This is a genomic window from Steroidobacter sp. (assembly GCF_016790065.1).
Taxonomy (GTDB): Bacteria; Pseudomonadota; Gammaproteobacteria; order Steroidobacterales; family Steroidobacteraceae; genus Steroidobacter.
On sequence record NZ_JAEUPY010000412.1, the window covers coordinates 1 to 26,006 of the forward strand.

The following is a 26,006-nucleotide window of genomic DNA, read 5'->3' on the forward strand; positions in this document are numbered from 1 at the left end:
CTTGCAGCAGCAACGGTATATGTCGAGGCACTCGTGCCTGTTTGAGCCAGGCGATTGCCATTCGCGTCGTACGTGTAACCGATCGTCGTGCTGGTCTTCGAGGCACTGGTGAGACGATCGAGATCGTCATAGCCGTAGGTCCAACTCAACGCGGAATTCGTCGTGTCGGTGATGCCGGTGATGCGGAAGGCATCATCGTAGGCATAGGTTTTCAGACCGCCGCTATCGAGCTGAGTGATCTTGCCGTCTTGATCGAACGTGCGCACGGCCAGTGAGCCATTCGCCCAGGTCCATTGCCGCACCGGGCCGAACGGGTCGTGGAGTATGTTGGAGATCAGCACGGTGCCATTTGCGCTGATGCTGGTCACTTTGCCGTTCGTGTAGCCGTATGTAATCACTTGGCCCGACGGTGTCGTCATGCTTTGGCGTAAGCCGCTCGCGTATGCGTAGCTCGTCGTCTTGCTGACGGCGCCAACAGCTTGCACGGCGGTGAGCACGCGACCTTGATCGTCGTATGTCCAGGACAAGGAATGGTTGGTGTCGGAGACGCCGGTGAGCTTGCCCTTGCCGTACGTGCCAGCGTCGTAGGTATAGGAGAGAGTTTGATCGGTGGTTGCGCCGATCGTGAATGCCGCCGTGGCTACGCGATTGAGCGCATCGTAGGTGTACGTCGTGACGGCGCTGCGAGCATTGGTGCTAGTTGAGAGGTTGCCGCCGGAGTCGTAGGTGTTGTTGGTCGTGCCGGTGTCCGGGCTCACCTGCTGCTCCAAATCACCCAAGCCGTTGAAGGTATAGGAGGTGACCAGATTTCGCGGATCAGTCACTGAGACCAGCTGATCCAGCGCGTCGTAGCCATATTGCGTAACGCCACTCAGCGGATCGGTGACCTGAGTCAGTCGGTTCAGCTGATCATAGACTTGAGCACTATTGCGACCAAGCGGAGCGGCAACGCTGGTTTGATTGCCGTTTTTATCGTACCCGTACGTCGTCGTGACGTTGGCGGTGCCCGCTGCACCTATCTGCTGCGACACGTGATTCAGCACGTTAATTACACGCTGCGAAGTCCTGGTCAGTGCCGACGACGGATCGAGCACGTCTTCTTTGGTGCGATTACCTAGCGCGTCCAATGTGTAGTGAATGTTGTTTCCTTCTGAGTCGACAACATCAGTCAGTCGATGGGCAACGTCATAGGTGTATTGCAGGTATGTCCCGTCCGGCAGCGTCGTCTTCTTCAACAAGCCAGTCGGCCAGTAGTTGAATGCAGTTTGCTCGGAGCCGACCGTCCTCGACGTAAGGCGATACCTTGAATCGTAACTGAGCGCGGTAACGACACCATTCGAGTCAGTGATGGTTAGTGGCTGTCCGTTCGCATTGTATGAGTTGTAAGTGGTGACGTGACCGAGCGCATTAGTCACGGTGTACAGATCACCCTTTCGATAGGTCTTCGGCGTCTGAGTATCGTCAGCGGCATAGTATGTGTACGCCACAGCGTCACTGACATCGGTGCGCGGACCATCGCTGGTGAGCACCTGCCCGCCGGCATTGTATGTGTACGTCCAGACACGTGCTGAGCCGACTAGCGTTGCTGCGAATCCGCTTTGGCCGGTTGTATCAGTGGTTGCCTGCCGCACCTGCTTGCATAGCACGGCGATCGGCTGACCATCGAGCAGCGCGCCACCCGGAGCACACGTGACTATGGTGTTGCCGTTAGTAGGATCTGGTTGACCGTTATAGATCGACCAGGTCATCCGCTTCGGCTCGGAAACCTTTATCGGCAAGCGCCAGTTTGGATGCCAATCGGTGTGCGTCCAGCGAGCGTTTGCCGTGCCGTACGCTTCGATTCGAACGATTTCGTAATTGCGTGTCGGGTCGTACTGAAAGCGGGTTTCGTAACCTTTGTAATCCTTCCGCAACGTCAGATTGCCAGCTGCGTCGTAGTCACGCTGTCGCTGGGCAGTACCGCCACCGGGTAACGGGATCTGCCACGTTTCGGGCAACTTGACCCTACTGGCAAGAGATCCGTCGGACGCGAGCTTGGTAATCGTCCGAGTTCCATAGGAAAACTGCCGACCAAGCGCATCCGTCACGGCCGCTGTCGACGGATTGATCGTGTACGAATCGGCGCCGCCAGCATGTGACGTACTCAGCGCGCTCCGATCGTTGCTGTAACCAAAACTGGCGTACCGAGCACTCACCTCGTCGGTAATCCCCGTCAGCGCCTGGGGTAAGTTAGCACTGCTAGTGAGGGAAGCCTCGTTGTAGTGATAGGTGCGCTCAGAAGCGTCGGCATACGTCACTCGAGTCAACGCGTCGTATCCAGGAAAGGTGCCGCTAGACGTCGCACCGTTGTACTGATAAGTCACCGCATTGCCAGCTGGATCGGTGACCGAAATCAAGTTGCCCGCCGAGTTATAAGCAAAGATCAGTTGACGACCGGTGGTGCTATCAGTCACACAACTAGGCTGCCCCGCACGCCCCGGGCCAGTGCTCAAGCCGGAACAAGATGGCGCCGTGGCCGGGATCTTCATTCCTGCCGACGTCAAGTAGGTGACAAGCACTCCACCCCCATGAAGTTGACTGCGCCGAATCAGGCGACCTTCGCGATCAAAGAATTCCACGGTGTCATTGCCGTCGTACACGACGAGCCCATCGAAAGCTCCGCCGTTAGTTGTCGTATGCGCCACCTCGCGAGCGCCCGCGTCGATTGCACGCTGCGACACGCTTGAGATTCCAACGGTGCGGCCATCACTCCTGTGCACGACCCAATCGGCTGCGCCAGTTCGACCCATGTCCGAGTTACTGGCGTATGGCAGACATACTCGCTCTTTCGGTGCAAACAGACTGACCGTTCCTAAGAAGCAGCCCGGTGATGCATTGCTGGCGAGATTCGCGAGACTATTTAGTTCGAGATTCCAAGCGTTGGTCGAAAAAGTGTGCCGCCACTCACCGGAATTGGATGTGTACACGCGCTCGAAACGCAGCGAGCCCACACCGATATCCAGTTCTTTTTGAACTTTGATCTGCGTGTCGACTTGTATTGGATTGCCAACACAGGCGCCATCGCAAACTGGCGGGGGCAACTGCTGCCGATCCCAAGGAGGGCGGCAATACTCTTTGTAATACACAATCGGCGGTCCCGACAGCATGATAGTGACATTGCTGGGAGCTTCTGCGGGGCATTCTCTTGTAGTGGAGAGAGCGCCGTACTCAGACCGACCCGGTATATCCCAGCACCACGTATGCGCAACGTTATTGCTGTAATAGGAAGCTGCGCATGGTCTGAAATTCGACGGAGTCGGAATCCCTAACCTCGCATACAGAGCCTTTACAGCCTCAAACGCATCCTCAGGAGTCTTATAGGCGCCTTGATCAACGTGATATCTGATGTCAGGCAGAATGCCTTGCTCGCTTGCCTGAGCGGAGATTGCGACAGTGAATAGCAGCAACAAGTGCAAGCAGTGATACAAGCCCCATGCCGAACATCCGTATCGATTCATTCTTCGTTCCTCTGGTCCATGCAGCCAGGGAATCGAGTTGCCTTTCCCTGGCTAAGTGAAGCTCTGATTGTGCTGCGACACTATCCTTAGCAACACAGTGAACTCAATCGGGGAAAGTATGAATGGCGGGAGCTAGACCAGACGCTGTTGTGAGTGCAACAGCAATTTGATGTTGAACAAGCGCCACTAAATCGCGCCGACCTAGTGAATCGAATCGCGGGCGACATTCCATCCCGAGCCCGCTCGTGATGATCTAACGCAACTCGAGTACGCGACGAGTCGACACTGACGGGCGGACTTTATGTGAGCGATGACCTTCAATCGCCACGTTCAGCCTTTCCCCGATTCATCTCACCCACGCTCATTGACACTTCCATGACAAATCCCGCCGGCGTACCCATTTCGGCGCGTGGTTGCGCTCACATGCACACCACGAGTGCATCAAGGGCGGTTCGGCGAATGCACGGGCCCTTATTTTTCGCCATTCTCAGTCCAAGTGGACCTGGCACGGCTCCTGCATTAATGAAACCGAGCGTCTTCGGACGCGAGTCTCTTCGGTTTTAACGTGCTTACGACGATGGTCAATTATCCCCCTGAGCCATCTCGGATGCCGGCGTGCGCGATGTGATGAACCTCGCGCACGCTATTTTTTCCCCCCAGCCAGTGCGGCACCAGTGGCCATAGCGTCTGAGCGAATTGCGGGCGGAAGAAGCCGAAGTGCCCGATGTGGCGTGCGCCGATTTCGCGAGGGGCGATGCGCCGATATTCGACGGGCGCATTTACATACAAACCATGTAGCGACTTGATGCCCTTGGCGGACATCATTTCATCGTCGGTGAAAGACAAGGACAGCATCGGAATTCGCACCGATGCATACGCAGCGCGCACTTGATCGCCTTCGGCGCCGACGACGTATTCGCGATTGAGGCACCAGCGGCGCCATTGCTTCATTACGCCGAACGGCAGGTTGCCGACCTTGCGCAAGCGCTTGCCGGGAAAATAGCCGGCAACACGCAACGCCAACGGCACCAAGAAAAACCACAGCCACCACACCATCGATTTAGTGCGCCAGGTATTCTCGAGCCAATAGCCGCTGCCGGTGGCGACGGTGATGACCCGATCGATGCGTTCGCGATTGGGAATGAGGCCGAGCAGTTGGCCGCCGAGGCTGTGACCGATCCAGTGCAGCGGCAGATCGGGGTACTGCGACTTCACCAGGTCGATGATGGCGGCACAGTCTTCGCGCGCCCAAGCAAACAGATCGACGGGATAGCCACGCAACGACCGCGGCGCTGAGAAACCAATGCCGCGATAGTCGAACGTGGTGACGTGATAACCCTGGCCGGCCAGCCATTCGGCGAACTGAGTGTAGAACTTCTGCGCCACGCCCATCGCAGAGGGAACGATCACGGCCGCACGCGGCGTGTCGGTAGCACGAAAGGTTCGAAACACCAGCGAAGTACCGCCGGGCATGTCGATGTTATCTTGAGCGGACTCCACCACGGACTTCTCCCTCGTCTATGAACATGACCGTCACGGCGGCCGTCGATAGCCGCATCAGCTGCCGCGCTTTTCTCGACAAGCCTGTGCCAAAAGAGACATTGCTGGCAATTCTGGAAAGCGCCAGGCGCGCGCCGTCGGGTGGCAATTTACAACCTTGGCTGGTGCACGTGTTGACCGGCCAGCCGCTGACGGAATTTCTCGCTGCGATCCGCGACAAGGCGTCGCAGCTGCCGATGGGAGAAGGCACGGAATACAACGTGTATCCACCGGAGCTGCAGGATCCTTATCGTGCCCGGCGCTTCAAATGCGGTGAAGACATGTACGCGACGATCGGCGTCACGCGCGACAACCGGCCGGCTCGCTTGCAGCAGTTCGCCAGAAACTTCCAGTTGTTTGGTGCGCCGGTGGGCTTGTTCTTTTGTATCGACCGGCACATGGGTCAGGCGCAATGGGCCGATCTGGGCATGTTCATGCAGACCGTAATGTTACTGGCCCGCGAGCACGGCCTGCACAGCTGCGCGCAGGAGGCCTGGTCGATGTGGCCCAAGACGGTGGCGGAATTTCTGCGACTGCCGGCAGCAACCATGCTCTTCAGCGGCATGGCGCTGGGCTACATGGATGAGAGCGCGCCGATCAATTCGTTACGCACCGAGCGCGCGCCGTTGGAGGAATTCGTGACCTTGCACGGTTGCTGAAATCAGAAGTCGGCGAACTTGGCTTCGAGGATTTCTGCCTCGGCGGCGCAGCCGATTTCGCGCACCGAGTTCGGTCCGGGGAAAAACTGCTCGCGAAGATCTTTGCCGCCCGCTGCTTTCCACCGCACGGTGGTGGCGATGGTCTTGAACGTATGTGAGTTCACCAACCACAAACGAGTGTTCTGCGCATCGCATGCGCCTTCGAGTTTGAGCGTCACGTAAGTGCTCGCCGCCGCTTCTTCCGCTGCTTGAACTGCAATCGTCGCCACTGTCGCCATCACGCCCAAGGCGAAGATGGCCGCGATCTTGGTCGCTTTGCCCACGAACCTATCCTCCCGGCGCCTGTGACCGACCGCGTCCTGCGGACATGCCCCCTGCGCCTCGTGTTGAACGCTTGATGCTCCGTGCCGGTCCTGGGCTTCTAGGGGCCCTGCTGACTCGTGGCCTGCGCAACGGAACGTGTGAAATATAGTCGCTCTCGCCGCGCTGCGCATGATCACTATTGACGGCACGGTAGGATTTCCTGCTGAACCCGGCCACCAGCTCGCAAGGTCCAATGAGCGAGACGTGAACTGATTCACAGTTCGCGCGACAACCGCAGCGACGCGCTTGAGCCACGCTGCCACCGCCACTGCAGGCCGGCCGGTGGTCAAGCGCCTGTCAGTGCAGGTATTCTCCGTTCCCGCCAACGCCCGGGGGCGCCCGGGAACTTCGCTTATCTGCGATACGTTGGCCAACTTATCCCCCTGTTTATCGCTAGCTGGAGCCCGCCATGGCCTTCGAATTGATGCCCTTGCCATTTGCCAAAGATTCCCTCGGCCCGACCATCTCGGCGCGCACCTTGGAGCATCACCACGGCAAGCACCATGCAACCTACGTGACCAAGCTGAATGAGTTCGTGGCCGGCACGCCGCTGGAAAAACAGGACCTGGAAAGCATCATCAAGGCGACTGCCAACAAGAGTGGCAAAGAGCGCAAGATCTTCAACAATGCCGCGCAGGTGTGGAACCACGACTTTTTCTGGAACTCGCTCGCGCCCAACGGCGGCAGCACTCCGCCGGAGCCGCTGAAGAAGCGCATCGAAGCGGCGTTCGACTCGGTCGACAACTTCCGCGACAAGTTCGTCGAAGCGGCCGTCGGTCAGTTCGGCAGCGGCTGGGCCTGGCTGGTGGCGAAGGACGGCAAGCTCGAGATCGCGACCACGCACGATGCTGACAGCCCGTTGATCACCGAAGGTCACGCGCTGTGGACTGTCGACGTGTGGGAACACGCCTATTACCTGGACCACCAGCAGAACCGCGCCGGCTTCGTCAAAGCCGTGGTGGAGAAGCTGGCCAACTGGCAGTTCGTCGGCAAGCGCCTCGACGAAGTCGACCGTTGATCCGACATCGGTAGCGGTGGCAGGGACAGATTTGAAATCTGTCCCTCGACCTCGTTTTGCTACCCGGCCGTTTCGTGACCGTCCGGCCGGGTAGGGATTTACCGCTCTCCCTCACAAGCCGGCTTCAGTATATGTGCCGGTTTTCCTGTGCTCTCGCCGCTCGCAACATGGCAGCTCGCGTGTCCCCATGGTTTTGCGGGACGAACGCATCGAGCAACATGCAGCGCCAGCACGACTCCAGGACCGAAGCCGCTCTGTATTGGGCGGCGGTCAGCCTCATCGTTTGTGAGGGGCTGTCCATTGAAAAGGCCGCGGACCGCCTTGGCGTCGATGGCGAGGACCTCACCCACATCCTCCATCGGCGCCAAAGCCTCCGCCCCACCTCGTTAGGCAGCCCCGCCTCAATGGGTCCCGCTGCCATGGGCCCCACCCAGTTGAGCCCCAGGGGCTTGGCCCAGCCCGCGCTAAGACTGACTCATTCTTAATTGCGAGTCATTCTCGATTGAGAATAAAATCAGGGCGTTCCCGCCGGTGGCGGGCCGCACCTTATTTCTACAAAGCGACCCCTTCTCATGCTTGGATCCGTTTTCAAGTCCGCCGCGGCGGCTACGGTCTGCCTGTCCCTGGCAGCCGGCTGCACTCGCACCCAACCTCCGGACACTCGGGTACCAGTGCTGGAGAACTACGCCGCTATCGTGCTGGCGACTTACGAGGACACCCTCGCCACCGCCCGCGCACTGGATACCGCCGTCGACGCGCTGCTGGCCAATCCCAGCGAGCAGACGCTGAATGCCGCCCGTGACAGCTGGAAGGCCGCGCGCATCCCCTATGGCTACTCCGAGGCGTTCCGCTTCTACGGCGGCCCCATCGACAGCGAGCACGGGCCGGAAGGCCAACTCAATGGCTGGCCGCTGGATGAGAATCACATCGACGCGGTGGCGTTGGACAAGTACAACGCCGCGCCCGGCTTGAACATCATCGGCAACCCCAAGCAGTTCCCGGAGATCACGCCGGAGCTGATCGCCGACCAAAACGAAAACGGCGGCGAGAAGAACATCGCCAGCGGCTATCACGCCGTGGAGTTTTTGTTGTGGGGTCAGGACTGGAACGACCCGCCCGAGTCGGCCGGCCAGCGGCCGCACACCGATTTCATCCCGCAAGGCGACCCGGCCACCGACGTGAATGCTCGCCGCGGCCAATATCTGAAGGCGGCATCGGCGCTGATCGTGAGCGATCTGGAATCGGTGGCCGCGCAGTGGCGCGAGTCCAAGGAAGCAAACTATCGCACCCAGTTCCTCACCGGCGACGTCTACACCAGCTTGAAGCGCATGCTCACCGGCATCGCGGCGCTGTCGGAAGTGGAAATGGCCGGCGAGCGCATGAACGTGCCGCTGCTGTCGTCCGATCAGGAAGAAGAGCAGTCCTGCTTCAGCGATCTGACGGCCGATGAGCTGCGCGCCAATGCGGCAGGCATCGAGAATGTTTACTTCGGCCGTTACAAGCGGCTCGACGGTTCGACCATCAGCGGCCCAAGCCTGGCCGACCTGATCAAAGCCAAAGATGCACGTGCCGCCGAAGAAATCGAAGCGCGCCTGGTGCGCACTCATGAGACGGTGGGCGCCATCAAGAATCCGTTCGATCGCGAAATTCTCGCCGAGAACGTCGAAGGCCGCGCTCGCATGCAGGCCGCTATCGATGCCTTGCGCGCACAAGCACTGTCGTTGTCTCGCGGTGCGCGCTCCATCGACATCTTCTTGTCCGATCTCGAAGGCTTGGGGGACTAGGCGCGTCGATGAAAGCTTTGTATCCAGAGCCCCGCTACGTTGCCAGGCTCACGTTCGTTACCGCGCTAGCTAGCGCGATGGTCTTGCTCGGCGCCTGCTCCAAAGGCAGGTCGCCGGATGAGTTGTTACAACCGAACTCCGGCGGCGCCATGACGGTCAGCGAATCGTCGCGCCATGCCTTCTCGCGACCGGCCACCAACTTGACGGTCGCGCAGCGAGGCGAGTTCTTCATCGGCAACGCGTTCTTCAACAGTCCGTGGGTAGTGGCACCCGCGAGCGCTGGCGCTCGCGATGGCTTGGGCCCGCTGTTCAATGCGCGCAGCTGCGATCAGTGCCACAACAACGACGGTCGCGGACAACCGCCGCTGACCGAAGAAGAGCAGCCGGTATCGCTGGTGATTCAGTTCGCCACCTCCACGCCAGGCGACAACAACGAGCCGCAGGCCGATCCGAACTACGGCGCCAACTTCAATCCGTTCGCCATCGGCGGCGTGCAAGCGGAAGGCAAAGTCCGTATCAAACATCGTGAGATCGCGGGCACCTACGGCGACGGCACACCGTACACATTGCTCGCGCCGGAATACTTGTTCGAAGAGCTGGCGTATGGCGAGATGGCGGCCGACACGAAACTGTCGCCGCGCATCGCGCCAGCCGTGTTCGGCTCGGGCCTGCTCGAAGCGGTTCCGGAACAACAGATCATGGAACGCAGCGATCCGGAGGATACCGACAAAGACGGCATTTCCGGCCGCCCGAATCATGTGTGGGATCCGCTGGTGAACCGCGCCGTGCTGGGCCGTTTCGGCTGGAAACTCAATCAGCCGGACATCGCGCACCAAACGGCGGCTGCGTTCTCGAGCGAGATCGGCATGACGACGTCGATTCGTCCGCACGAAATCTGCACACCAGTGCAGACAGCGTGCCTGGCTGCGCCGACCGGCGGCGAACCGGAAATCAGCGACGAGATCTTCGCTCACATCGTCACCTATCAGCGCATGCTGGCCGTGCCGGTGCGGCGTAATCTGGATGCACCGGACGTGAAGCGCGGCGCCCAGTTGTTTCTGGACAGCGGCTGCGAATCTTGTCATCGCGCCACGTTCAAGACCGGCACCGTCAAAGATCAGCCGTGGCTGAGCGACCAAACCATCCATCCTTTCACCGATCTGCTGTTGCATGACATGGGCGAAGGCTTGGCGGACGGCCGCGCTGACTTCGCGGCCAGCGGCAGTGAGTGGCGAACTCAGCCACTGTGGGGACTGGGACTGCAAAAGACAGTCAACGGTCACACGCGTTTGCTCCACGATGGGCGTGCGCGCGATGTGAGTGAAGCGATTCTGTGGCACGGCGGTGAAGGCGAACGCGCCAAGGAAGCATTTCGCACTCTGTCCAAACAGGATCGCGAGGCTTTGCTGAGGTTCATCGACTCGTTATGAGCAGTTCGACCAACAACCCGTTGAAATTGTCCCGTCGCCAGTTCTTGCTGGCTTCGGCATCGTTGAGTGCGGTGGCAGCCGGCGGATTGCTGTTCTCCTCCGAGAGCAAAGCGCGCACCGGCACGTTGCTCTCGGCGTTTGAAGATGCACGCGGCGATCAATTCGTCGGCGGCCTGTCGTTGCAAACTCAGAAGGTATTCGGCGCTCGCATCCCGATGCGTGCGCACGGTTGCGCCGTTCATCCGACCGATCCGAATCGGGTTTTGTTTTTTGCACGTCGCCCGGGCACGCAAGCGTTCGAGCTCGACCGTGCGAGCATGCAAGCACGCACCGTGTTCACGACGCAGGAAGGGCGACATCTCGCCGGCCATGGCACGTACTCAGCCAACGGTGAGTTGATCTTCACGCCTGAACACGATTTCGAACACGCACGCGGTGTCGTGGTGGTGCGCGACGCACGTAACTTCTCCGTCGTCGGCGAGATCGATACTCAAGGCATCGATCCGCATGAAGTGGCCTGGTTGCCTGACCATAGTTCTTTGTTGGTCGCGAACGGCGGCATCATGACTCACCCGCGCACGTTCCGTCGCAAGCTGAACATTCCCACGATGGATCCATCGCTGTGCGTACTCGACGCCGCCACCGGCGAGCGCAAGGAGCAATGGCGGCTGCCCGATCATTTGCTGAGCATTCGTCACGTCGCCATGACCAGCACCGGCATCACCGCCGTCGGCCTGCAGTACGAAGGCAACAAGGAACAAACGCCTGGCATCGTCGGCTTGTATCGCCCGGCGCTGCCCGGTAGGCAAGCGCAGTTCCGGCTGTTGACTGCACCTGCTGAGGAAACACCGCGCTTCCAAGGTTACGTTGCGAGCATCGCCATCAGCGAAACCCACGACCTGATCGCTGCGGCCTGTCCGTATGGTGGCGGTGTCGCCTGCTGGTCGCTGCACGACGAACGTTATCTCGGCTTCGTGGCCGCGTCGGAAACGTATGGGTTGTCGCGAGTCGACGACGGTTCGATCCTGGCGTCACAACGCGACGGCACGGCTTACGATCTGGATGAAAGTCGACTGCGGTCACACTTTCTAAAGTTTGCCAGCGCCGAACCGATCCGCTGGGACGATCACTGGGTCGCGACTGTGTGAGCACACGGGCATAATCCAGCGCGATCCTAAGGTGGATCAACGCCGGAGTGTCCGCAGTGATTCATGAACGCAAAGTCGCATCGACCCTCGCCCTGAGCTTGCTCGTGGGCCTGCTGCTGGGCGCGAGCGCTGCGCACGCCGCCGACAAGAAGCCCACCAACGACAAGCTGCCGGACTGGGCGCCCCAACCCAAACCGCACGTGATCGAGGATCGCTTTCGCGTCGAAGTCATGGCGCTGAACGCCTACCTCGACACGGACCTGCGCATCGACCCCACGCTGGCCACCCAAGGCACGCTGCTGAATGCCGAAGAGGATCTGGGCCTCGACGACACCAAACTGCTGCCGCTCGCTGAGATCACGCTGCTGCCCGGCGACCGTCACCTGATTCGCTTGAGCGGCTTCGGGCTGCGGCGCTCGGCGCAAAAGATCATCGATCGCACCATCGTGTTCGACGAACAGACGTATCGAGCCGGCGAGCCGGTGGACAGCACGCTGAATCTGACCATGGTCGGCCTTACCTACGGCTACAGCGTGGTGAAAACCCGTCGCTTGGACCTTGCGCTCACGTTCGGCATTCAGGTAGTCGAAGTGGAAGCGAATGCGGTGGTCCGGCGCCGTGTGGTGCGTGAATCGGAGAACGGTGTGACGCCGCTGCCGTTGGCCGGCATCGAAGGCCGCTTCGATTTCAACGACCGCTGGTCATTCGAAGCGCGCGCTCAATATCTATCAGTGGAGTTCGATGAAATCGACGGCTCGGTGTTGGATGCGCGAGCCGCGCTCACCTGGCGCATGAATCCGCACTTCGTGTTCGGCTTGGGTTATCGCAACTTCAACGTACAAGTGGATTCGCGCGACACCGACACGCCCGGCCTGGTCGATCTGACGATGGCTGGCCCGCTGTTGTTCATGCGGGCCAGCCTCTAGTCAACTGTCAGATCTTGGCGGTCAGGTCTTGGCCCGCAGCGGGATGACCTCGGCCTGCTGGATGACCACCGGCGCATCGTCGTCGTCCCCATGGCCGTCGTCGCCATGCGGATGGGTCGCGCCCCGCATGTCATCAATAAAAATCTTCGACGCGTAGTGCAGCCAGGACAGCGACGAACGCACTTTCACGTCAGTGGATGGCGTGCGCAACGTGCGCGAGGGCGATTCACCGAACAACGCTTTGTAGTTGCGTGCGAACAAGCTGAAATCCCAAATGCCGAAGCGCGCGGCAATACGCGTCACCGTGTCGCGTTGCGGATCGGCACGTAACAACGCGGCGCGAATTTCACGCAGCTGACGAACCTTGAGCAGCCGCATCGGACCGACGCCGAAGAACTCGTGAAAAATGTTTCTCAAGGTGCGCTCACTGACTTGAGTCACTCGACACAAATCGTCGATGAACAACGGTTGACCTTCGTTCGCTTCGATCAGTTGCAAAGTACGTGCAATCACTCGACTGCGTGAGAACTGCGGCCGGCCGACGTGCCGGTCCAGCACTTTCATGCTGCGTTCGAGCACGTGAGCGATACAGATCGCCACTTCTTCTTCAGCCGCCGCGATCGCCGCCGCTTCGCTGAAGTCGATGTTGCTGGAGACAGCACGCTCGGTGACCCATCGCAGCCGATCCAAGTAAGGCAACGCGGCGCGCGTCCGTGGACCGTGTCCAGCACGAGCTGTCAGCAACAGATCGTGCGAGATCAGTTTGGTATCCGTCGGCACACTCACGCCCGCCCACCGCACCACGTCCTGTCCGGTGAAAGTGAAGGGCTGATCCTCGTGCAACATGATGAATGCATCCGGTTCGAGGAAGTGGCCGTCGATCCGGATTTGGGTTGGGTCGGTCATCGGCAGGCCGAAGGTATAGCGCCCCGGCTCGCCGTCGCCGGCAAACGTGGTCGCGCTCCCGATCTGGATCTGCTGTAACGAAACCGAACCCGGGCGCACCGCTTCGGTCCACCATTCCGAAACCGAGCGTGCGGTCGGAATGAAGCGTCCGTCTACCCCTGTGATTGCTTCGGCAAACTCATCGAAGTCCCGAAATACCAGTCGTGCCATGGCGTCGCCTCCCTTTGCCTGACTGAGGTCCAATCAACGATCCGTCGAAAGATCCATATTGCCGTAATCTGGCGTTAACTTGTTATGGGCCGGCGCAATTGTTGCCGAATCCTCACAGCCGTACATACGCGGATTGGGCAAAGTCGTGTGTTTTCGTGGCCATCCCACTAACGATAATTTGCGGCATTTCCCGTGCGGCATCCGGCCCTGTTGTCATTGCTGGTGTTGTTGGTGGTGGCGCAAGGCGTCGCGCTGGCCTATTGGGCGCTCCGGCAGCGACGTTTCCGCTCATTGCAACACGTCGACGGCACGCCGGCTCAGCACCTGCAATGCGCCGACACCCATGCCGGGCGCCTGGCGTTGGTCGGTGAAATCGCCGGTTCCATCGTGCACGAAATCAGCCAGCCGCTCAGCGCCATCCTGATCAACGCCGACGCGGCCGACAGCTTACTCAGTCAGCCACATCCGCCGCTCGAAGAAATTCGCCGCATGCTCGCCGACATCCGTCGCGACGACCTGCGCGCCAACGATATCGTGCGCCATTTGCATTCGCTGCTGAAGCGCCGCGAACTGCAGACTACGATGCTGGATCTCAACGAGGTCGCCGCGACCGCATTGAGCCTGATTCAGCCGGTGGCACGCAAACGCTTGGTGACAATACGCAGCTCGCTGGATGGCTCGCTGCCGCCGATTCATGGTGACTCGATACATCTGGAGCAGGTTCTGTTGAATTTGATGATGAATGCCATGGATGCGATGGCCTCTAATACCGCAAATGGCGCTGCGGAGCGTATTCTGGACGTCGCCACTTTTCGTTATGACAAATACTCCGCGGCCCTTACCGTTGCCGACACCGGGCCGGGGATCGCGGCGGCGTATCGACCGAAAATTTTCGAATCGTTTTTCAGTACCAAGCAGGAAGGCATGGGGCTGGGACTGGCCATCGCGCGCACTATCGTGCACGCGCACGGCGGCAAAATCTGGCAAGAGGGAACCTCGGCCGGGGGCGCCGTCTTCAAGTTCACAATTCCACTGCAAACGGTGTGATCGCACCGGCGACAGGGAGAGGGGACGGCGGCATGGACACAGGCAGCGGTCGCACGGACGACCAGGAATGCAGTGCGGGGCAGAGCTTCGTCATTCATGTCGTCGACGATGACGACAGTTTTCGTAGCAGCCTGCTGCGCTTATTCAGCTCGAAACATATGTCAGCGTTGGGCTATGCCACGCTGGCCGAATTCGAACGCGCCGACCTCACCGGCACGCTCGGCTGCGTGCTGCTGGACATTTGTATGCCTGACGGCGACGGCCTGGAGCTGTTCGAGCGACTGATCGGCGACGACTCCATCCTGCCGGTGATCTTCGTCAGCGCCTACGCCGACATTCCCATCAGCGTACGCGTCATGAAATCCGGCGCACTGGACATCCTGGTCAAACCGGTGGCCGCGGACAAACTGCTCGAGACGATCGAACACGCGCGCCAGATTGCCCTACAAAGATATGCCGCGTATTGCCAGGTTCGCGAACTGCTGGCGCGTTATAAAACGTTGACTGCCCGCGAGCGCGCCGTTTTCGTCGGCGTCGCCGAAGGCAAGCTCAACAAACAAGTGGCGGTGGAAGTCGGCGCTTGCGAACGCACCATCAAGTCCGAGCGCGCCAAGATGATGAAAAAACTGCAGCTCACTCGTCTAGTGGATGTGGTGCGCGCTGCCGAGATGGTGGGCTTGAAACTCTGGTTCGACGACGGGCCGACTACAACTGAAAGGCAACCGTAAGCAACACGCCTTCAGCGATGTCGCGTAACAGCCCGGGCGGCTCGGCGCGATAAGCACTGCCCTGCTCCGCCATCGCCGCGATCCAGCTCGCCAGCCACTCGATGGTATCGCGGCCATAAAACACCACCGCCGCTTCGTGGTTCAGCAGCAGGCTGCGCAGATCCAGGTTGATCGAGCCGCACATTGCCAATGTTTCATCGATCACCACCGCCTTGGCGTGGACCATTTGCGGCAACAAACGAAACTCGACGCCGGCAGCCGCCAGATCTCGCATCGGCCGCGAGCGTACGAAATCCGCTAACCTATGATTCGAACGGCGCGGAATCGCAATCGTCACCTTCACGCCACGGCGCGCTGCCAGTCGCATCGCCGCACGCAAACTATCGTCGGGAACGAAATACGGCGTGACGATCATGAAGCGTCGGCGCGCGCGATAGCAGCCGTCGATCAACAAAGATTGCGCCGTGTCTTCCACCTGATCCGGGCCGCTCGGTAGAAATTGCGCGAGCTCGCCATCCTTGACCGACGTTTGCTGTCGTTCACGCAGCGGTGTTCGCAGCGGCGTAGTGTTCCAATCCAAATCGAATTGACGTCCGGCCGCGGCCGCCACCGGGCCTTCCAGATCGAACGAAAGATCCGGCCACAGCGTGCCGCTGTCGTCGCCCAAGAAATATTCCGCCGCCAGATTGCGACCGCCGCACCACAGATGACTGTCGTCGGCGACCACCAGCTTGCGATGATTGCGCAGATTGCGTGGACCGAGACGATGCAGACTGAAGAACGGACGAAAGACGGCGACCTGCGCACCAGCCTCTCGCAACTCGCGCATGAAACGTCCGGGCGCCAGGATGGAGAAAAAACCATCGAGCAATAAACGAACCTGCACACCTTCTTTAGCTCGCCGCGCCAGCCGAGCCACGATGTCACGACCGAAGGCGTCGTTACCGATGATGAAGGTGCTGATATCTAACGTGTGGCGAGCGCCGTCGATGATCTCGAACAGCGCTTCGCGTGCGTGCTCGCCGTCGGCATGCATTCGGACTTTGCAGGCGGACGGTGGCGCCAGCCCGAAACTCTCGATCAACTCGGCCGCCCAGTGCGGACCTTCGACCACCACGCCGACATACGGAGTCGCGACCGGCTTGAGCTTGCGCTGACCGAACAGCAGGTACAGCGGCAACATCAGGTAGGGCACCAGCGCCAGGCCCAGCACCCAGGCAATCGCCGACGTCGGCGCACGACGCTGATCGCGAGCGCGACTCGTAAGGATGTAGACGAGGAGCGCAATGGCGCTGACCAGGAAATGCTGCGAAGGAGTCGGCAGCCAATCTACGATCATTAACCGTATCCCTAACCCCCGGGCGGGGCCGCAGGGTAGCAGAGATGCCCTACGACGATGCGGGACGGCGACTCAACTGGTGCACTAGTTCTTGGCGGCGGCGGCCGGATCGGCAGGCTGCGCCTGAGCCGCCGGCGTTTCTGGCGCCCGCAACGGCTGCAACAGGATCACACCCGGCTCGTTGGACTGCAGCGGCAGGGCCGCCTCGGCGGCAGCAGCTGCCGCTGCGGCCGCGGCTTCCGCTTCAGCCTGTTGCTGATTGGCCTGCTCGACGGTGATATCCAGATACTTATGGAAAACGCGCAGGAAAGTGTCGACCGCGCTCAGGGTCAGCACGATGGGAATGGCCGCAATCATGAGCGCAATCGCCCACTTGAGCGGTTTGGGCCGGCGCTGTTCGTGATCCAGGGCCGCTTCGCGTTCCACCGATTCCTGCGCCCGCTGCTGAATGGCCTTCTGCAAATCGAACTGACGCGCCTTCATGTGCAGGATGCGCGCGCCGGCCGCAGCATTCGGCTCGGCCGAAGCCGACTCGGGCGACAGCTCTTCGGACTGTTGACTCATGAGGGGTGCACTTTCGGTGACAGTCGCGGACGGGACACGCCGCAGCATAACGCGGCGGGCCCGCCGATCAACTACTGAGGCCAGCCGCAGCGAGGAATATTTGCCAGTACTTAACAGACCCCTCGCAGCGGTTTGGGTTCCTTGGGCGCGGCCTGGCTAGTACCTACGTCCAAGGTTGCCCGACAACGCTTGACGGCCGGGCATCCAGCTGGCGACGATGCCGCGGTCAAACGCTTTGGCGGTGAGAACATGAACGGCAAAGCCGTGGCATCGTTGGTAAGTTTATGTGTGGCACTGACCTGGCTCGGTGTCGGCAGCGCCGATGATGCCGCCGCCGAACGCACCACCAAGCAACCTGCGCCTGCGCCCGCACTCACCGCTCGCCAAACCTGTATCAATCAATGCGAGCTTGCCAACGGAACTTGTAACAGCGAAGTGCGCCAGGCGCGTCAGGAATGCTCACGCAAGGCCGCCAACAGCGGGCGCGATCCGATGACGATGCGCAACGACTACACTTATTTCTGTAGCTACTTCCGTAACCCAGGTCGCAATGGCCCGGGCAATTTCAGTGCGCGCTTCACTCAGCACTACAACGTCTGCATCGATGTCATGCAACAGAACATCGCATCGATGCGCTACGACTGTTATCGCAACGAGCGCGATGCGCAGAATATCTGTCGCACCGAGCTCCGTGAGTGCCAGACCGTCTGTCAGTAATTGCTCAAACGCGTTCGATCACCATCGCGATACCCTGCCCGACGCCGATACACATCGTGCAGAGCGCATAACGACCGCCGGTCTTTTCCAATTGATTGAGCGCGGTGGTCACCAAACGTGCACCGCTGGCGCCGAGCGGATGACCGATGGCGATCGCGCCACCATTCGGATTCACATGAGCAGCGTCGTCAGGTAACCCGAGCTGACGCGTCACCGCCAAGCCTTGCGCGGCAAACGCTTCGTTCAGCTCGATCACATCCATCTGACCGATTTCGAGCTTGGCCAGTTGTAACACCTTGCGCGACGCCGGCGCCGGACCGATGCCCATGATGCGAGGAGCGACGCCCGCCGTTGCGGTAGCAATGACTCGAGCTCGCGGCTTCAAACCATACTTGGCGGCGGCGGCTTCGCTCGCCAACAACACCGCACAGCTGCCATCGTTGACGCCGGACGCATTGCCCGCAGTCACCGTGCCATCCGGCTTGACCACCCCTTTCAACTTCGCCAGCGCTTCGAGCGAAGTCTCACGCGGATGTTCGTCGGCCCAGAACCTGATCGGGTCGCCCTTCTTCTGCGGCAATTCCACCGGCACGATTTCCGATTCGAAAAACTTGGCGGCGAACGCCTTGGCGTAACGCTGCTGGCTGCGCAAAGCGAACGCATCCTGATCGGCGCGTGCGATACCAAACTCGACCGCGACGTTTTCAGCCGTCTCGGGCATGGAGTCGACGCCGTACTTGGCCTTCATCAACGGATTGATGAAACGCCAGCCGATGGTGGTGTCTTCAATCTTGGCGGTACGTGAGAACGCACTGTCGGCCTTGCCCATCACAAACGGAGCGCGCGTCATGCTTTCGACGCCGCCGGCAATGATCAGCTCCGCTTCTTCAGAACGAATGGTGCGCGCGGCCAGATTGACTGCGTCCAACCCCGAGCCGCACAAACGATTGATGGTCGCACCCGGCACCGACTCGGGCACGCCGGCGAGCAACGCCGCCATGCGCGCGACGTTACGATTGTCTTCACCCGCCTGATTGGCGCAGCCGTAATAAACATCGTCCACCGCCGCCCAATCCACTTTGGGATTGCGTTGGAGCAGCGCCTTGATGGGAATGGCACCCAGATCGTCGCTACGAACATTGGCCAGGGCGCCGCCGTAGCGGCCGATGGGAGTGCGGATGGCATCGCAGATAAACACTTGGCGCATGACTTCGTCTCGGCAAACAAATAGCAAGCTTCATTCTAGCCGCCTTGCTCGGCGGCGCGTTAGCATGCGTTCTTATGCCCGCAAATAATGTCCGAGGAATTCTGTGCATGCTGGCCGCGGTCGCCGCTTTCGGCGTCCTGGATGTCTGCATGAAGCGCATGGCCGAGACCTATCCCGCCATGCAGGTGACGTTCCTTCGTGGCGCGCTGTCGTTGCCTTTCATTTTGCTGGCGGTCGGCTGGTCGCGACGCTGGCGAGATTTGCAGCCGAACCGCTGGGGCTTGCATCTACTGCGCGGCATCCTGCAAGTCGCGACGCTGTACGGTTTCGTCTACGCAGTGAGCAAACTGTCGCTGGCGAACGCGTACACCATCTTCATGTCCGCGCCGTTGCTCATCACTGCGCTGTCGGTGCCGTTCTTCGGCGAGCGCGTCGGCTGGCATCGCTGGCTCGCCGTGGCGGTCGGCATGACCGGCGTGCTGGTGGTAGTGCGACCGGGCGCCACCGGCATGGAGATGGGAGGAATGGCGTTGCTCGGCTTCCTAGCGGCCATCGGCTCCGCCTTGGCATACGCGCTGGGCGTGCTGCTGATCCGCGTGCTCCAGCCCACCGAAACCAGCGCCGCGACCATGTTCTGGGCGCTCTCGCTCACCGCGCTATTCGCCGGCGTGATTTCCAGTACGCAGTGGGTGCCGGTGTTGTGGGATCACTGGCATTGGCTCGCCGTGATGGGGCTGAGCGGGGCGCTCGGTCAGCATTTCCTGACCGAGGCATTTCGACTCGCGGCACCCTCGGTGGTCGCGCCGCTGGAATACACGGCGCTCGCCTGGGGCATGTTGTTCGATTGGCTACTGTGGCTGACGGTGCCGAGCTCGCGCATGTTGACCGGCGCCGCCATCATCGTTGCCAGCGGTCTCTACGTCATTCACCGCGAGCGACTGCGGTCGAAGATCGACGCGTCACGAACGACCGCAGCCGTGAAGGCTTGAGCAGATCCTGGAACAACACCAGCGCCACGCCGACCAACACTAACGCCGCAGCTGTGATCGCCAGCGGCGTCAAGCGCTCGTTCAACAGCCACGCGCCGAGTATCAACGCAACCACCGGGTTCACCAGCGCGTAAGTGGCTACCTTCGGCGCAGCCACCTTCGTCAGCAACCATAAATAACAATTGAGCGACAGGATGCTGCCGAACACGATCAGATAAGCGAGCGCCGACACCGAGCTCCAGGTCACCGCCGACGGATCCCAGCCACCCCACTCGCGGTCGACCACGGACATGGCCAGCTGAAACAAACCGCCGAACAACATCTGCGCACAAGTGAAGCTCAGCACCGTGCCCGGCTGCACCGCTCGCTTCTGGATCAGCGTGCCGAAGCTCCAGCCCACCGTCGACACCAGCAACGCCAGCAAGAACAACGGATGCGCGTTACCGGAGAGCGAACGCGTGTGAGTAACGATGGCCACGACACCGATCACTGCGATGGTCGTTCCCAGCAAAGCCTGACGGCTCGGCGCGCGTTTACTGAAGAACGCCCAATCCAACAACAACACGATGATGGGCACGGCCGTCACGATCAACGCGGCAATTCCTGACGGAATGCCCTGCTGCGACCAAACCACCAGACCGTTGCCAAGCCCGGACAACAACACGCCGGCCAACGCCGCCATTTTGATATCGACATTGGCGAGCGGTTTCGGACCGCGCCAACGCAACCATACATACATGGCCGAACCCGCCAGCAAGAAACGAATGCCGCCGCTGATGAACGGCGGAATCTCACGGATGACCACCGCGATGGCGAGGTACGTGGTGCCCCAGACAAAATATAAGGTGGCGAAAGCGGCAAGCATGCCTGCCGACAACCGCGGGGTGCTGGAAGAAGACATGAAAAATCCTATGGCGGCGGTTACGTACTTTACCCAACACTAGCCAGCAGTACAGATTCAGGTAGACTGATCAGCGACCAATACAGTTGACACCGTCCCAGAACTTTGTTTCAGAGGTCGTAAGTGGCTGCTGCCGAAGAACCTTTGCTGTACGAACGCGTCGCCCGCATGGTCGAGGCGCAGATTTCGAGCGGCGCTTTGCGTGGTAACGAGCGCATTCCGTCGGTGCGCTCCATGAGCCGCACCGCCAAGGTCAGCATCTCGACCGTGGTGCAGGCTTATCTGCATCTTGAAAACATCGGTTTGATCGAAGCGCGGCCGCAGTCGGGTTTTTATGTTCGCCCGCCGGCGCGAGCCGCAGTGCCGCCGCCTCGCCCCAAAGTCAGTCGTTCGCGACGCCCGTCTTCCATCGCAACCGAAACTCTCGACACCTGCCGAGAAGCCCTGGCGCGTCCGGACGTTTTGCAACTGAACGGCGCCTTCACCTCGCCGACGCTGTATCCCAATCAACGGCTCAACAATTTGATTCGCGAAGTGTTGCGCGACCATCCCGCGCACGCCGGCGAATGTTTGCTGCCGCCCGGGCACGAAGAATTGCGGCGCCAGGTCGCCAAGCGCATGACCTTTGCCGGCGCGCCCGCCGATCCGGCGCACGTCGTCATCACCAGCGGCACGATGGATGCGATCACCTTGTCGCTGCAGGTGTTGTGTAAGGCCGGCGATACCGTGCTGGTGGAATCGCCCACTTACTTTGGTGTGTTGCAAGTGGTCGAGTATCTGGGCCTGAAAGTCGTGGAAGTACCCAACCATACGAGCACCGGCATCGATGTCGACGCCGTTAGAAACATCGCTCGCAGCACGCGGCTCGCCGCGGCGGTGCTGATGCCTAACTTCAACAATCCCACCGGCAGCGTCACGCCCGACGACGCCAAGCGTGAGATCGTCTCGATTCTGACTGCGGCCGAAGTTCCCATCATCGAAGACGACATCTACGGTGACTTGCACTACGGCAACGTGCGACCGAGCTCGCTGCGCGCTTACGACGACGCGGGGCTGGTGATCTCCTGCGGCTCGGTGTCTAAAACCATCGCGCTCGGCTATCGCATCGGCTGGGCGGTATCGCCGCAGTTCTGTACGGATATCGCGCGCGCCAAATTCTTTTCGTCGGTGGCTTGCCCGACCTTGCAACAACTGGTGCTCGCTCGTTACTACGCGAGCGGTGGCTACGATCGTTACTTGCGCAGGGTGCGGACCACACTGGCTGCGAACTCGCAAAGCGCGGTCGACGCGATCGTTCGTTACTTTCCGCCCGGCACTCGCGTGTCGCGGCCGATTGGCGGCATCGTGCTGTGGATCGAATTGCCTGCAGGCGTGGATGGCGCGGAGTTGTTTCGTACCGCGCTGGCCAGTCGCATCGGCATTGCGCCCGGCCTGGTGTTTTCCGCCAAGGCGGACTATCGCAATTACATCCGCATCAGTTGCGGCATGCTGTGGACGGCCACCATCGAGCGCGCCATCGAGAAGCTCGGGCGGCTGGTGGCCGGAATGGCCAAAGCCGCCTGAGTCGGCGACGGCGCGCATGCCTGACAGCTCAGCACGGTTGCTGGCCGCGCGCGCCATCGTTCAGTCCAACTTTGAGCGCGGCCAACACCACTGCGTCGATGATCAGGACCGCCGCCAACGAAACCAACACAATAGTCATGACACTTCTCCTATTAAATGACTGAGGCCGTTACAGACTGCGAGTCCGCGCGACCTGACGTTCGACCTGCACCTGCGCCAGCGGCGCAAGCGGGGTCGGCTCTTCGATCTGGGTGATGGTGACTTCACCCGCCGGCGGCAATTGCGCCTGGGTGACGTTCCATTCCAGCGCAGCCAACGCGGCCAAATTGATGACCGCCGCTGCTGCCAATGTAAGTACCGTTCTCATACTGTTCCCTCCGTTAGGGTTGCTGCGAAAACCAGCGGGCTCACGACGCTGACTGTTGGCCGGGCGTGCCAGCGGCAGCCGGTCGGCCTTCGTCTTGGCCATCGTGATGAACAGGTACTCATCCATGGAAACCTCCTTTGAGATATACGTCTCGGTAATGGAGGCATAGTGTGAACCTGGCCTTTTCCCGCGAATAGCGATAGTTTGTGCCCCTGATCTATGATTTAAAGTCATACCAATAGCCATCCTTGCGACCCCATGAAGCGCATACCGGTAGGGCCCTTGCGGGCCTTCGATGTCGCCGCTCGGAACCTGAACCTGAGCGCCGCGGCCGAAGAAATGAACGTGACCCACGCGGCCGTGAGCCGGCAGGTGAAGCAGCTGGAAGAGCGGCTGGGAGTGAAGCTGTTCGAGCGGCTGCCCCGGGGGCTGCGGCTAACGGCTCAAGGCGCCCTCTTGGCGGAAGGCACGCGCGCGGCCTTCGATCGGTTGGCGTCTGCTTTGGAAGATGTATCGACGCCGACCGTGCGGCGGAAGCTGACCATTTCTACTTTCTCTTCATTCAACGCGCGCTGGCTGATGCCCCGCTTACGCTCCTTCTCTATGTTGTTCCCAGAAGTGGATCTTCAAGTGAATACGAGCGCCCAATTGGTCGATTTCGCGCGGGAGGATGTGGATATCGGCATTCGTTTCGGCACCGGCAATTATCCGGGCCTGCATGTCATGCCATTGTTCAGGCCGCGCGAGATCGTGGTGTGTTCGCCCAGCTTGCTAAAGGGCGGCCCGCCGCTGAAAACCATTAACGACCTGCGGCATTTCACCTTGCTTCATGACGACTCGCATCGTTCCTGGATACGTTGGCTGGAAGCCGTCGGCGCCAAAGACATCAACGCGCGCCGAGGCATCGTGTGCGGCGACCGAAACTCGATGCTGCAAGCCGCGCTGACCGGCCAAGGCGTCGCTATCGCCTCGGAAGTATTCGCCGCGAGCGAACTGGCGGCCGGACGACTGGTGAAGGTGTTCGAGAACGAAGTGACGTCGGAGTACTCGATCTACGCCGTGTGCTTGCCACGACGACTCACCGACCCGATGGTGTCCGGCGTGATGGCCTGGCTGGAACAGGAATCCAAGAGCTCGCACGACGTGCATCCGCCACCGGCGGAGTGAGTTCGCTCAGTGTTTCTTGCCGAACAAAGCCTCGAGCTCGGCCCGGGCTTTCTCCGCCGCCGTGGGCTCGGCAGGCGTGCCGGCTTGTTTGGCGCCGCCGCCGAACAAGGCATCCAGGTCCGATTTCGCCTTGCTTGCCGCGTCGGTGCCGACGGCTGAGTACGCGTCTTCGCGAGGCTTGAAGTAGTCGCAGAAGTTTGCCCGCTCTTTGTCTTTGACTTCCTCGGCAACGGTCTCACGGCAATGCTTGGCGACCGCGACGCTGTACCACTCACACAGCTTGCAGACGTGCAGCTCGGAGTGGCATTGGCGGCATTCGTCCAAACGGCGCAGCGGCAGACTCAGGTCTGCCAGCGAGTTGCCGCATTTCCAGCACACCAACGTCACATCTCACCTCAGCGATGCTTCGGATCGGCCGGAGTGGCGATTTCGTCGTAACCGCGCCCGATGAATTCGATCAAACAGATGCCGTGGCCGAACGGATCGGCCAGCATGGCGATCTTGCCCCAGTTGTTGGTCTTCACCTGCGTCTCCAGGCGCGCTCCGGCATTGCGTGCGCGATCCACCGCGCCTTCGATTTCTTCGACCACGAAATCCAGATGCACCGGCGTCCAATGCCGAGCGTAAGAACGCAAATGCCGACTGGTGGCCGAGGCCGTGGTGCCGTTGGGCTTCACCAGCAAATAAATGGGCGCACTGCCGCCCAACAGCTCGATGGCATCGGCGCCGAAGCGACGGCCGACGTGCAGATTGAACGCCTTGCAATAAAAATCGGTGGCCTTGGCCAGATCGTCAACGTCGATATTGACGAGCATTTTGACGGTCATCGAGAACCCTCGGTCAGCGGCGCGAAGCGCGCAGAGTAAAAGCGGAAGATTAACGCGTCGGGGTGCCGAACACAGTAGTCGCCGGCGGACGACTCAGCTTGGTTGACCCCGGCGCGTGATAACACTCATGCCTTGTGGCCCGCAGATGCGCCTCCATAAAGCGTGTCAGGATACTGCCATGAACGCCATCAACCCTTTAGCTTCAACGACTTCTTCTCAACCCGCCGAGCCGCGGCGCGTCGCCCGCCTGGTCCAGTCGCTCAGCACGCTGGAAGGCGGCGGCTTTCCGGTGCGCCGGCCGTTCCCCGTGCAGGGCTTCAGCCACTTCGATCCGTTCCTGCTGATCGATCACCTCGGCCCGGTCGACTGGCCGGCGGGCGGCCCGATCGGCGCACCCGATCATCCGCATCGCGGCTTCGAGACCGTGACCTATGTGCTCGCCGGTGAGAATGAGCATCGCGACTCGTTCGGCAATGCCGACGTGCTGCGCCCGGGCGACGTGCAGTGGATGACCGCCGGTGGCGGCGTGATCCATTCCGAAATGCCCACCGATCGCTTTCATCGCGAAGGCGGGGTGCAGGAAGGCTTTCAGATTTGGGTCAATCTGCCGGCCGTCGACAAGATGATGACGCCGCGCTATCAGACGTTGCGCGCCTCGGACATTCCGCAGGCCACGACAGCGGATGGTCGCGTGCATGTTCGGATCATCGCTGGCGAGTCGCTCGGCAAATCAGCTCGCATCGACACGCGTGTGCCGATTCAGATGTTGCATTTCACCGTCCAGCCGGGCGGTGAGCTGTTGCAGTCGGTGCCTGCGGAGCAGAGTGGTTTGTTGTATGTGTTCAAAGGTGCCGCGATCATCGGCAGCGATGAGCGCGAAGTTGCGGAAGGTCAGGCTGCGTTACTTGGCTCAGGCGACTCGGTGAAGTTAAGCGTGGCCGCCGATGCGGCCGGCCCGGCGGAGATCTTGTTGCTGTCGGGCAAGCCGCTGAATGAACCTGTCGCGCGTTACGGCCCGTTCGTGATGAACACGCGAGAGGAGATTGAACAGGCCTTCCGCGATTATCAGAGCGGCAGGTTTGGATTGATTCCGCCGCGGACGTGATAGCG

Annotated in this window: 25 protein-coding genes; 14 read left to right on the plus strand and 11 right to left on the minus strand. The window is 60.7% G+C overall.

Going from position 1 to position 26,006, the window contains the following annotated elements; genetic code table 11:
- Window positions 1–2,453, minus strand: a 2,453-nt coding sequence (locus JNL55_RS16905; protein ID WP_415923094.1) for a hypothetical protein, incomplete at its 3' end; no start/stop codon positions are given.
- A gap of 114 nt (window positions 2,454–2,567) precedes the next feature.
- Here JNL55_RS16905 and JNL55_RS16910 point away from each other — a divergent pair.
- On the plus strand, window positions 2,568–2,726 hold the full coding sequence (locus JNL55_RS16910; protein WP_293855986.1) for a hypothetical protein: 159 nt from the start codon (window positions 2,568–2,570) through the stop codon (window positions 2,724–2,726).
- Between the two features lie 1,356 nt (window positions 2,727–4,082).
- On the opposite strand, the gene JNL55_RS16915 is transcribed toward JNL55_RS16910, so the two are convergent.
- Window positions 4,083–4,970: an alpha/beta fold hydrolase gene (locus JNL55_RS16915; protein ID WP_415923095.1), complete on the minus strand. Its 888-nt coding sequence runs from the start codon at window positions 4,968–4,970 to the stop codon at window positions 4,083–4,085.
- Between the two features lie 53 nt (window positions 4,971–5,023).
- Here JNL55_RS16915 and JNL55_RS16920 point away from each other — a divergent pair, with 53 nt between their 5' ends.
- A complete protein-coding gene (locus JNL55_RS16920; RefSeq protein WP_415923096.1) occupies window positions 5,024–5,695 on the plus strand; it encodes a nitroreductase in 672 nt (223 codons plus the stop codon).
- Window positions 5,696–5,697: 2 nt separating this feature from the next.
- Here JNL55_RS16920 and JNL55_RS16925 read toward each other — a convergent pair whose 3' ends face one another.
- Entirely contained in the window at window positions 5,698–6,018 is a 321-nt protein-coding gene (locus tag JNL55_RS16925) for a hypothetical protein (protein ID WP_293855993.1), read from the minus strand.
- Window positions 6,019–6,467: 449 nt separating this feature from the next.
- Here JNL55_RS16925 and JNL55_RS16930 point away from each other — a divergent pair, with 449 nt between their 5' ends.
- The 5 genes from JNL55_RS16930 to JNL55_RS16950 all read left to right on the plus strand — a co-directional run bounded on the left by JNL55_RS16930 (window position 6,468) and on the right by JNL55_RS16950 (window position 12,364).
- Window positions 6,468–7,076 (plus strand): superoxide dismutase, encoded by a 609-nt coding sequence (locus JNL55_RS16930; RefSeq protein ID WP_293855996.1) that lies wholly within the window; start codon window positions 6,468–6,470, stop codon window positions 7,074–7,076.
- 572 nt (window positions 7,077–7,648) lie between these two features.
- Window positions 7,649–8,860, plus strand: a complete 1,212-nt coding sequence (locus JNL55_RS16935) for an imelysin family protein (protein WP_293855999.1) — start codon at window positions 7,649–7,651, stop codon at window positions 8,858–8,860.
- Window positions 8,861–8,868: 8 nt separating this feature from the next.
- A complete protein-coding gene (locus JNL55_RS16940) occupies window positions 8,869–10,290 on the plus strand; it encodes a di-heme oxidoredictase family protein (RefSeq protein WP_293856002.1) in 1,422 nt (473 codons plus the stop codon).
- Complete coding sequence (locus JNL55_RS16945; protein WP_293856005.1) at window positions 10,287–11,438, plus strand: DUF1513 domain-containing protein; 1,152 nt, start codon at window positions 10,287–10,289, stop codon at window positions 11,436–11,438. Before JNL55_RS16940 ends, JNL55_RS16945 begins: the two co-directional genes overlap by 4 nt.
- A gap of 47 nt (window positions 11,439–11,485) precedes the next feature.
- The gene (locus tag JNL55_RS16950) at window positions 11,486–12,364 is read left to right on the plus strand and encodes a DUF481 domain-containing protein (RefSeq protein ID WP_293856008.1); all 879 of its coding nucleotides are present in this window, start codon (window positions 11,486–11,488) and stop codon (window positions 12,362–12,364) included.
- Window positions 12,365–12,385: 21 nt separating this feature from the next.
- On the opposite strand, the gene JNL55_RS16955 is transcribed toward JNL55_RS16950, so the two are convergent.
- On the minus strand, window positions 12,386–13,480 hold the full coding sequence (locus JNL55_RS16955; RefSeq protein ID WP_293856011.1) for a helix-turn-helix domain-containing protein: 1,095 nt from the start codon (window positions 13,478–13,480) through the stop codon (window positions 12,386–12,388).
- 192 nt (window positions 13,481–13,672) lie between these two features.
- On the opposite strand from JNL55_RS16955, the gene JNL55_RS16960 reads away from it, so the two are divergent.
- Both JNL55_RS16960 and JNL55_RS16965 read left to right on the plus strand, forming a co-directional pair.
- Window positions 13,673–14,527 carry a sensor histidine kinase gene (locus JNL55_RS16960; protein ID WP_293856014.1) on the plus strand — a complete coding sequence of 285 codons (855 nt, stop codon included), beginning with the start codon at window positions 13,673–13,675 and terminating at the stop codon, window positions 14,525–14,527.
- Between the two features lie 32 nt (window positions 14,528–14,559).
- Window positions 14,560–15,255, plus strand: coding sequence for a response regulator transcription factor (locus tag JNL55_RS16965; protein WP_293856017.1), 696 nt, complete (start codon window positions 14,560–14,562; stop codon window positions 15,253–15,255).
- Here the strand turns inward: JNL55_RS16965 and JNL55_RS16970 are convergent.
- Window positions 15,233–16,594 (minus strand): phospholipase D-like domain-containing protein, encoded by a 1,362-nt coding sequence (locus tag JNL55_RS16970; RefSeq protein WP_293856020.1) that lies wholly within the window; start codon window positions 16,592–16,594, stop codon window positions 15,233–15,235. The two genes, JNL55_RS16965 and JNL55_RS16970, sit on opposite strands and share 23 nt — an antisense overlap.
- Window positions 16,595–16,678: 84 nt before the next feature.
- The gene (locus JNL55_RS16975; RefSeq protein ID WP_293856023.1) at window positions 16,679–17,158 is read right to left on the minus strand and encodes a hypothetical protein; all 480 of its coding nucleotides are present in this window, start codon (window positions 17,156–17,158) and stop codon (window positions 16,679–16,681) included.
- A gap of 249 nt (window positions 17,159–17,407) precedes the next feature.
- On the opposite strand from JNL55_RS16975, the gene JNL55_RS16980 reads away from it, so the two are divergent.
- Window positions 17,408–17,875, plus strand: a complete 468-nt coding sequence (locus JNL55_RS16980; protein ID WP_293856026.1) for a hypothetical protein — start codon at window positions 17,408–17,410, stop codon at window positions 17,873–17,875.
- 4 nt (window positions 17,876–17,879) lie between these two features.
- On the opposite strand, the gene pcaF is transcribed toward JNL55_RS16980, so the two are convergent.
- Window positions 17,880–19,082: a 3-oxoadipyl-CoA thiolase gene (pcaF, locus tag JNL55_RS16985; protein WP_293856029.1), complete on the minus strand. Its 1,203-nt coding sequence runs from the start codon at window positions 19,080–19,082 to the stop codon at window positions 17,880–17,882.
- A gap of 74 nt (window positions 19,083–19,156) precedes the next feature.
- Between pcaF and JNL55_RS16990 the strand changes: the two genes are divergently transcribed.
- The gene (locus tag JNL55_RS16990; protein ID WP_293856032.1) at window positions 19,157–20,071 is read left to right on the plus strand and encodes a DMT family transporter; all 915 of its coding nucleotides are present in this window, start codon (window positions 19,157–19,159) and stop codon (window positions 20,069–20,071) included.
- On the opposite strand, the gene JNL55_RS16995 is transcribed toward JNL55_RS16990, so the two are convergent.
- Window positions 20,004–20,972, minus strand: coding sequence for an EamA family transporter (locus JNL55_RS16995; protein WP_293856035.1), 969 nt, complete (start codon window positions 20,970–20,972; stop codon window positions 20,004–20,006). The genes JNL55_RS16990 and JNL55_RS16995 overlap by 68 nt on opposite strands.
- Before the next feature lie 123 nt (window positions 20,973–21,095).
- Between JNL55_RS16995 and JNL55_RS17000 the strand changes: the two genes are divergently transcribed.
- On the plus strand, window positions 21,096–22,535 hold the full coding sequence (locus JNL55_RS17000; protein WP_293856037.1) for a PLP-dependent aminotransferase family protein: 1,440 nt from the start codon (window positions 21,096–21,098) through the stop codon (window positions 22,533–22,535).
- 169 nt (window positions 22,536–22,704) lie between these two features.
- Here JNL55_RS17000 and JNL55_RS17005 read toward each other — a convergent pair whose 3' ends face one another.
- Complete coding sequence (locus JNL55_RS17005) at window positions 22,705–22,902, minus strand: hypothetical protein (RefSeq protein ID WP_293856039.1); 198 nt, start codon at window positions 22,900–22,902, stop codon at window positions 22,705–22,707.
- A gap of 258 nt (window positions 22,903–23,160) precedes the next feature.
- Between JNL55_RS17005 and gcvA the strand changes: the two genes are divergently transcribed.
- The gene (gcvA, locus tag JNL55_RS17010) at window positions 23,161–24,069 is read left to right on the plus strand and encodes a transcriptional regulator GcvA (protein ID WP_293856042.1); all 909 of its coding nucleotides are present in this window, start codon (window positions 23,161–23,163) and stop codon (window positions 24,067–24,069) included.
- A 6-nt stretch (window positions 24,070–24,075) separates the two neighbouring features.
- On the opposite strand, the gene JNL55_RS17015 is transcribed toward gcvA, so the two are convergent.
- Together JNL55_RS17015 and JNL55_RS17020 are read right to left on the minus strand one after the other, a co-directional pair.
- Window positions 24,076–24,456, minus strand: coding sequence for a hypothetical protein (locus JNL55_RS17015; RefSeq protein WP_293856045.1), 381 nt, complete (start codon window positions 24,454–24,456; stop codon window positions 24,076–24,078).
- Between the two features lie 8 nt (window positions 24,457–24,464).
- A complete protein-coding gene (locus tag JNL55_RS17020; protein ID WP_293856048.1) occupies window positions 24,465–24,896 on the minus strand; it encodes a VOC family protein in 432 nt (143 codons plus the stop codon).
- 178 nt (window positions 24,897–25,074) lie between these two features.
- Here JNL55_RS17020 and JNL55_RS17025 point away from each other — a divergent pair, with 178 nt between their 5' ends.
- Window positions 25,075–26,001: a pirin family protein gene (locus JNL55_RS17025; RefSeq protein WP_293856051.1), complete on the plus strand. Its 927-nt coding sequence runs from the start codon at window positions 25,075–25,077 to the stop codon at window positions 25,999–26,001.
- Window positions 26,002–26,006: the final 5 nt, after the last annotated feature.

Bases quoted from the DNA above. Each gene is read 5' to 3' on its own strand.
- JNL55_RS16965 (WP_293856017.1), top strand. From the start codon at position 14,560: ATGGACACAGGCAGCGGTCGCACGGACGACCAGGAATGCAGTGCGGGG.
- JNL55_RS16920 (WP_415923096.1), top strand. From the start codon at position 5,024: ATGACCGTCACGGCGGCCGTCGATAGCCGCATCAGCTGCCGCGCTTTT.
- JNL55_RS16945 (WP_293856005.1), top strand. From the start codon at position 10,287: ATGAGCAGTTCGACCAACAACCCGTTGAAATTGTCCCGTCGCCAGTTC.
- JNL55_RS16930 (WP_293855996.1), top strand. From the start codon at position 6,468: ATGGCCTTCGAATTGATGCCCTTGCCATTTGCCAAAGATTCCCTCGGC.
- JNL55_RS17005 (WP_293856039.1), bottom strand. From the start codon at position 22,902: ATGAGAACGGTACTTACATTGGCAGCAGCGGCGGTCATCAATTTGGCC.
- pcaF (WP_293856029.1), bottom strand. From the start codon at position 19,082: ATGCGCCAAGTGTTTATCTGCGATGCCATCCGCACTCCCATCGGCCGC.
- JNL55_RS17020 (WP_293856048.1), bottom strand. From the start codon at position 24,896: ATGACCGTCAAAATGCTCGTCAATATCGACGTTGACGATCTGGCCAAG.
- JNL55_RS16975 (WP_293856023.1), bottom strand. From the start codon at position 17,158: ATGAGTCAACAGTCCGAAGAGCTGTCGCCCGAGTCGGCTTCGGCCGAG.
- gcvA (WP_293856042.1), top strand. From the start codon at position 23,161: ATGAAGCGCATACCGGTAGGGCCCTTGCGGGCCTTCGATGTCGCCGCT.
- JNL55_RS16940 (WP_293856002.1), top strand. From the start codon at position 8,869: ATGAAAGCTTTGTATCCAGAGCCCCGCTACGTTGCCAGGCTCACGTTC.
- JNL55_RS16995 (WP_293856035.1), bottom strand. From the start codon at position 20,972: ATGTCTTCTTCCAGCACCCCGCGGTTGTCGGCAGGCATGCTTGCCGCT.
- JNL55_RS17025 (WP_293856051.1), top strand. From the start codon at position 25,075: ATGAACGCCATCAACCCTTTAGCTTCAACGACTTCTTCTCAACCCGCC.
- JNL55_RS16955 (WP_293856011.1), bottom strand. From the start codon at position 13,480: ATGGCACGACTGGTATTTCGGGACTTCGATGAGTTTGCCGAAGCAATC.
- JNL55_RS16915 (WP_415923095.1), bottom strand. From the start codon at position 4,970: ATGCCCGGCGGTACTTCGCTGGTGTTTCGAACCTTTCGTGCTACCGAC.
- JNL55_RS16990 (WP_293856032.1), top strand. From the start codon at position 19,157: ATGCCCGCAAATAATGTCCGAGGAATTCTGTGCATGCTGGCCGCGGTC.
- JNL55_RS16980 (WP_293856026.1), top strand. From the start codon at position 17,408: ATGAACGGCAAAGCCGTGGCATCGTTGGTAAGTTTATGTGTGGCACTG.
- JNL55_RS16910 (WP_293855986.1), top strand. From the start codon at position 2,568: ATGAAGTTGACTGCGCCGAATCAGGCGACCTTCGCGATCAAAGAATTC.
- JNL55_RS16935 (WP_293855999.1), top strand. From the start codon at position 7,649: ATGCTTGGATCCGTTTTCAAGTCCGCCGCGGCGGCTACGGTCTGCCTG.
- JNL55_RS16970 (WP_293856020.1), bottom strand. From the start codon at position 16,594: ATGATCGTAGATTGGCTGCCGACTCCTTCGCAGCATTTCCTGGTCAGC.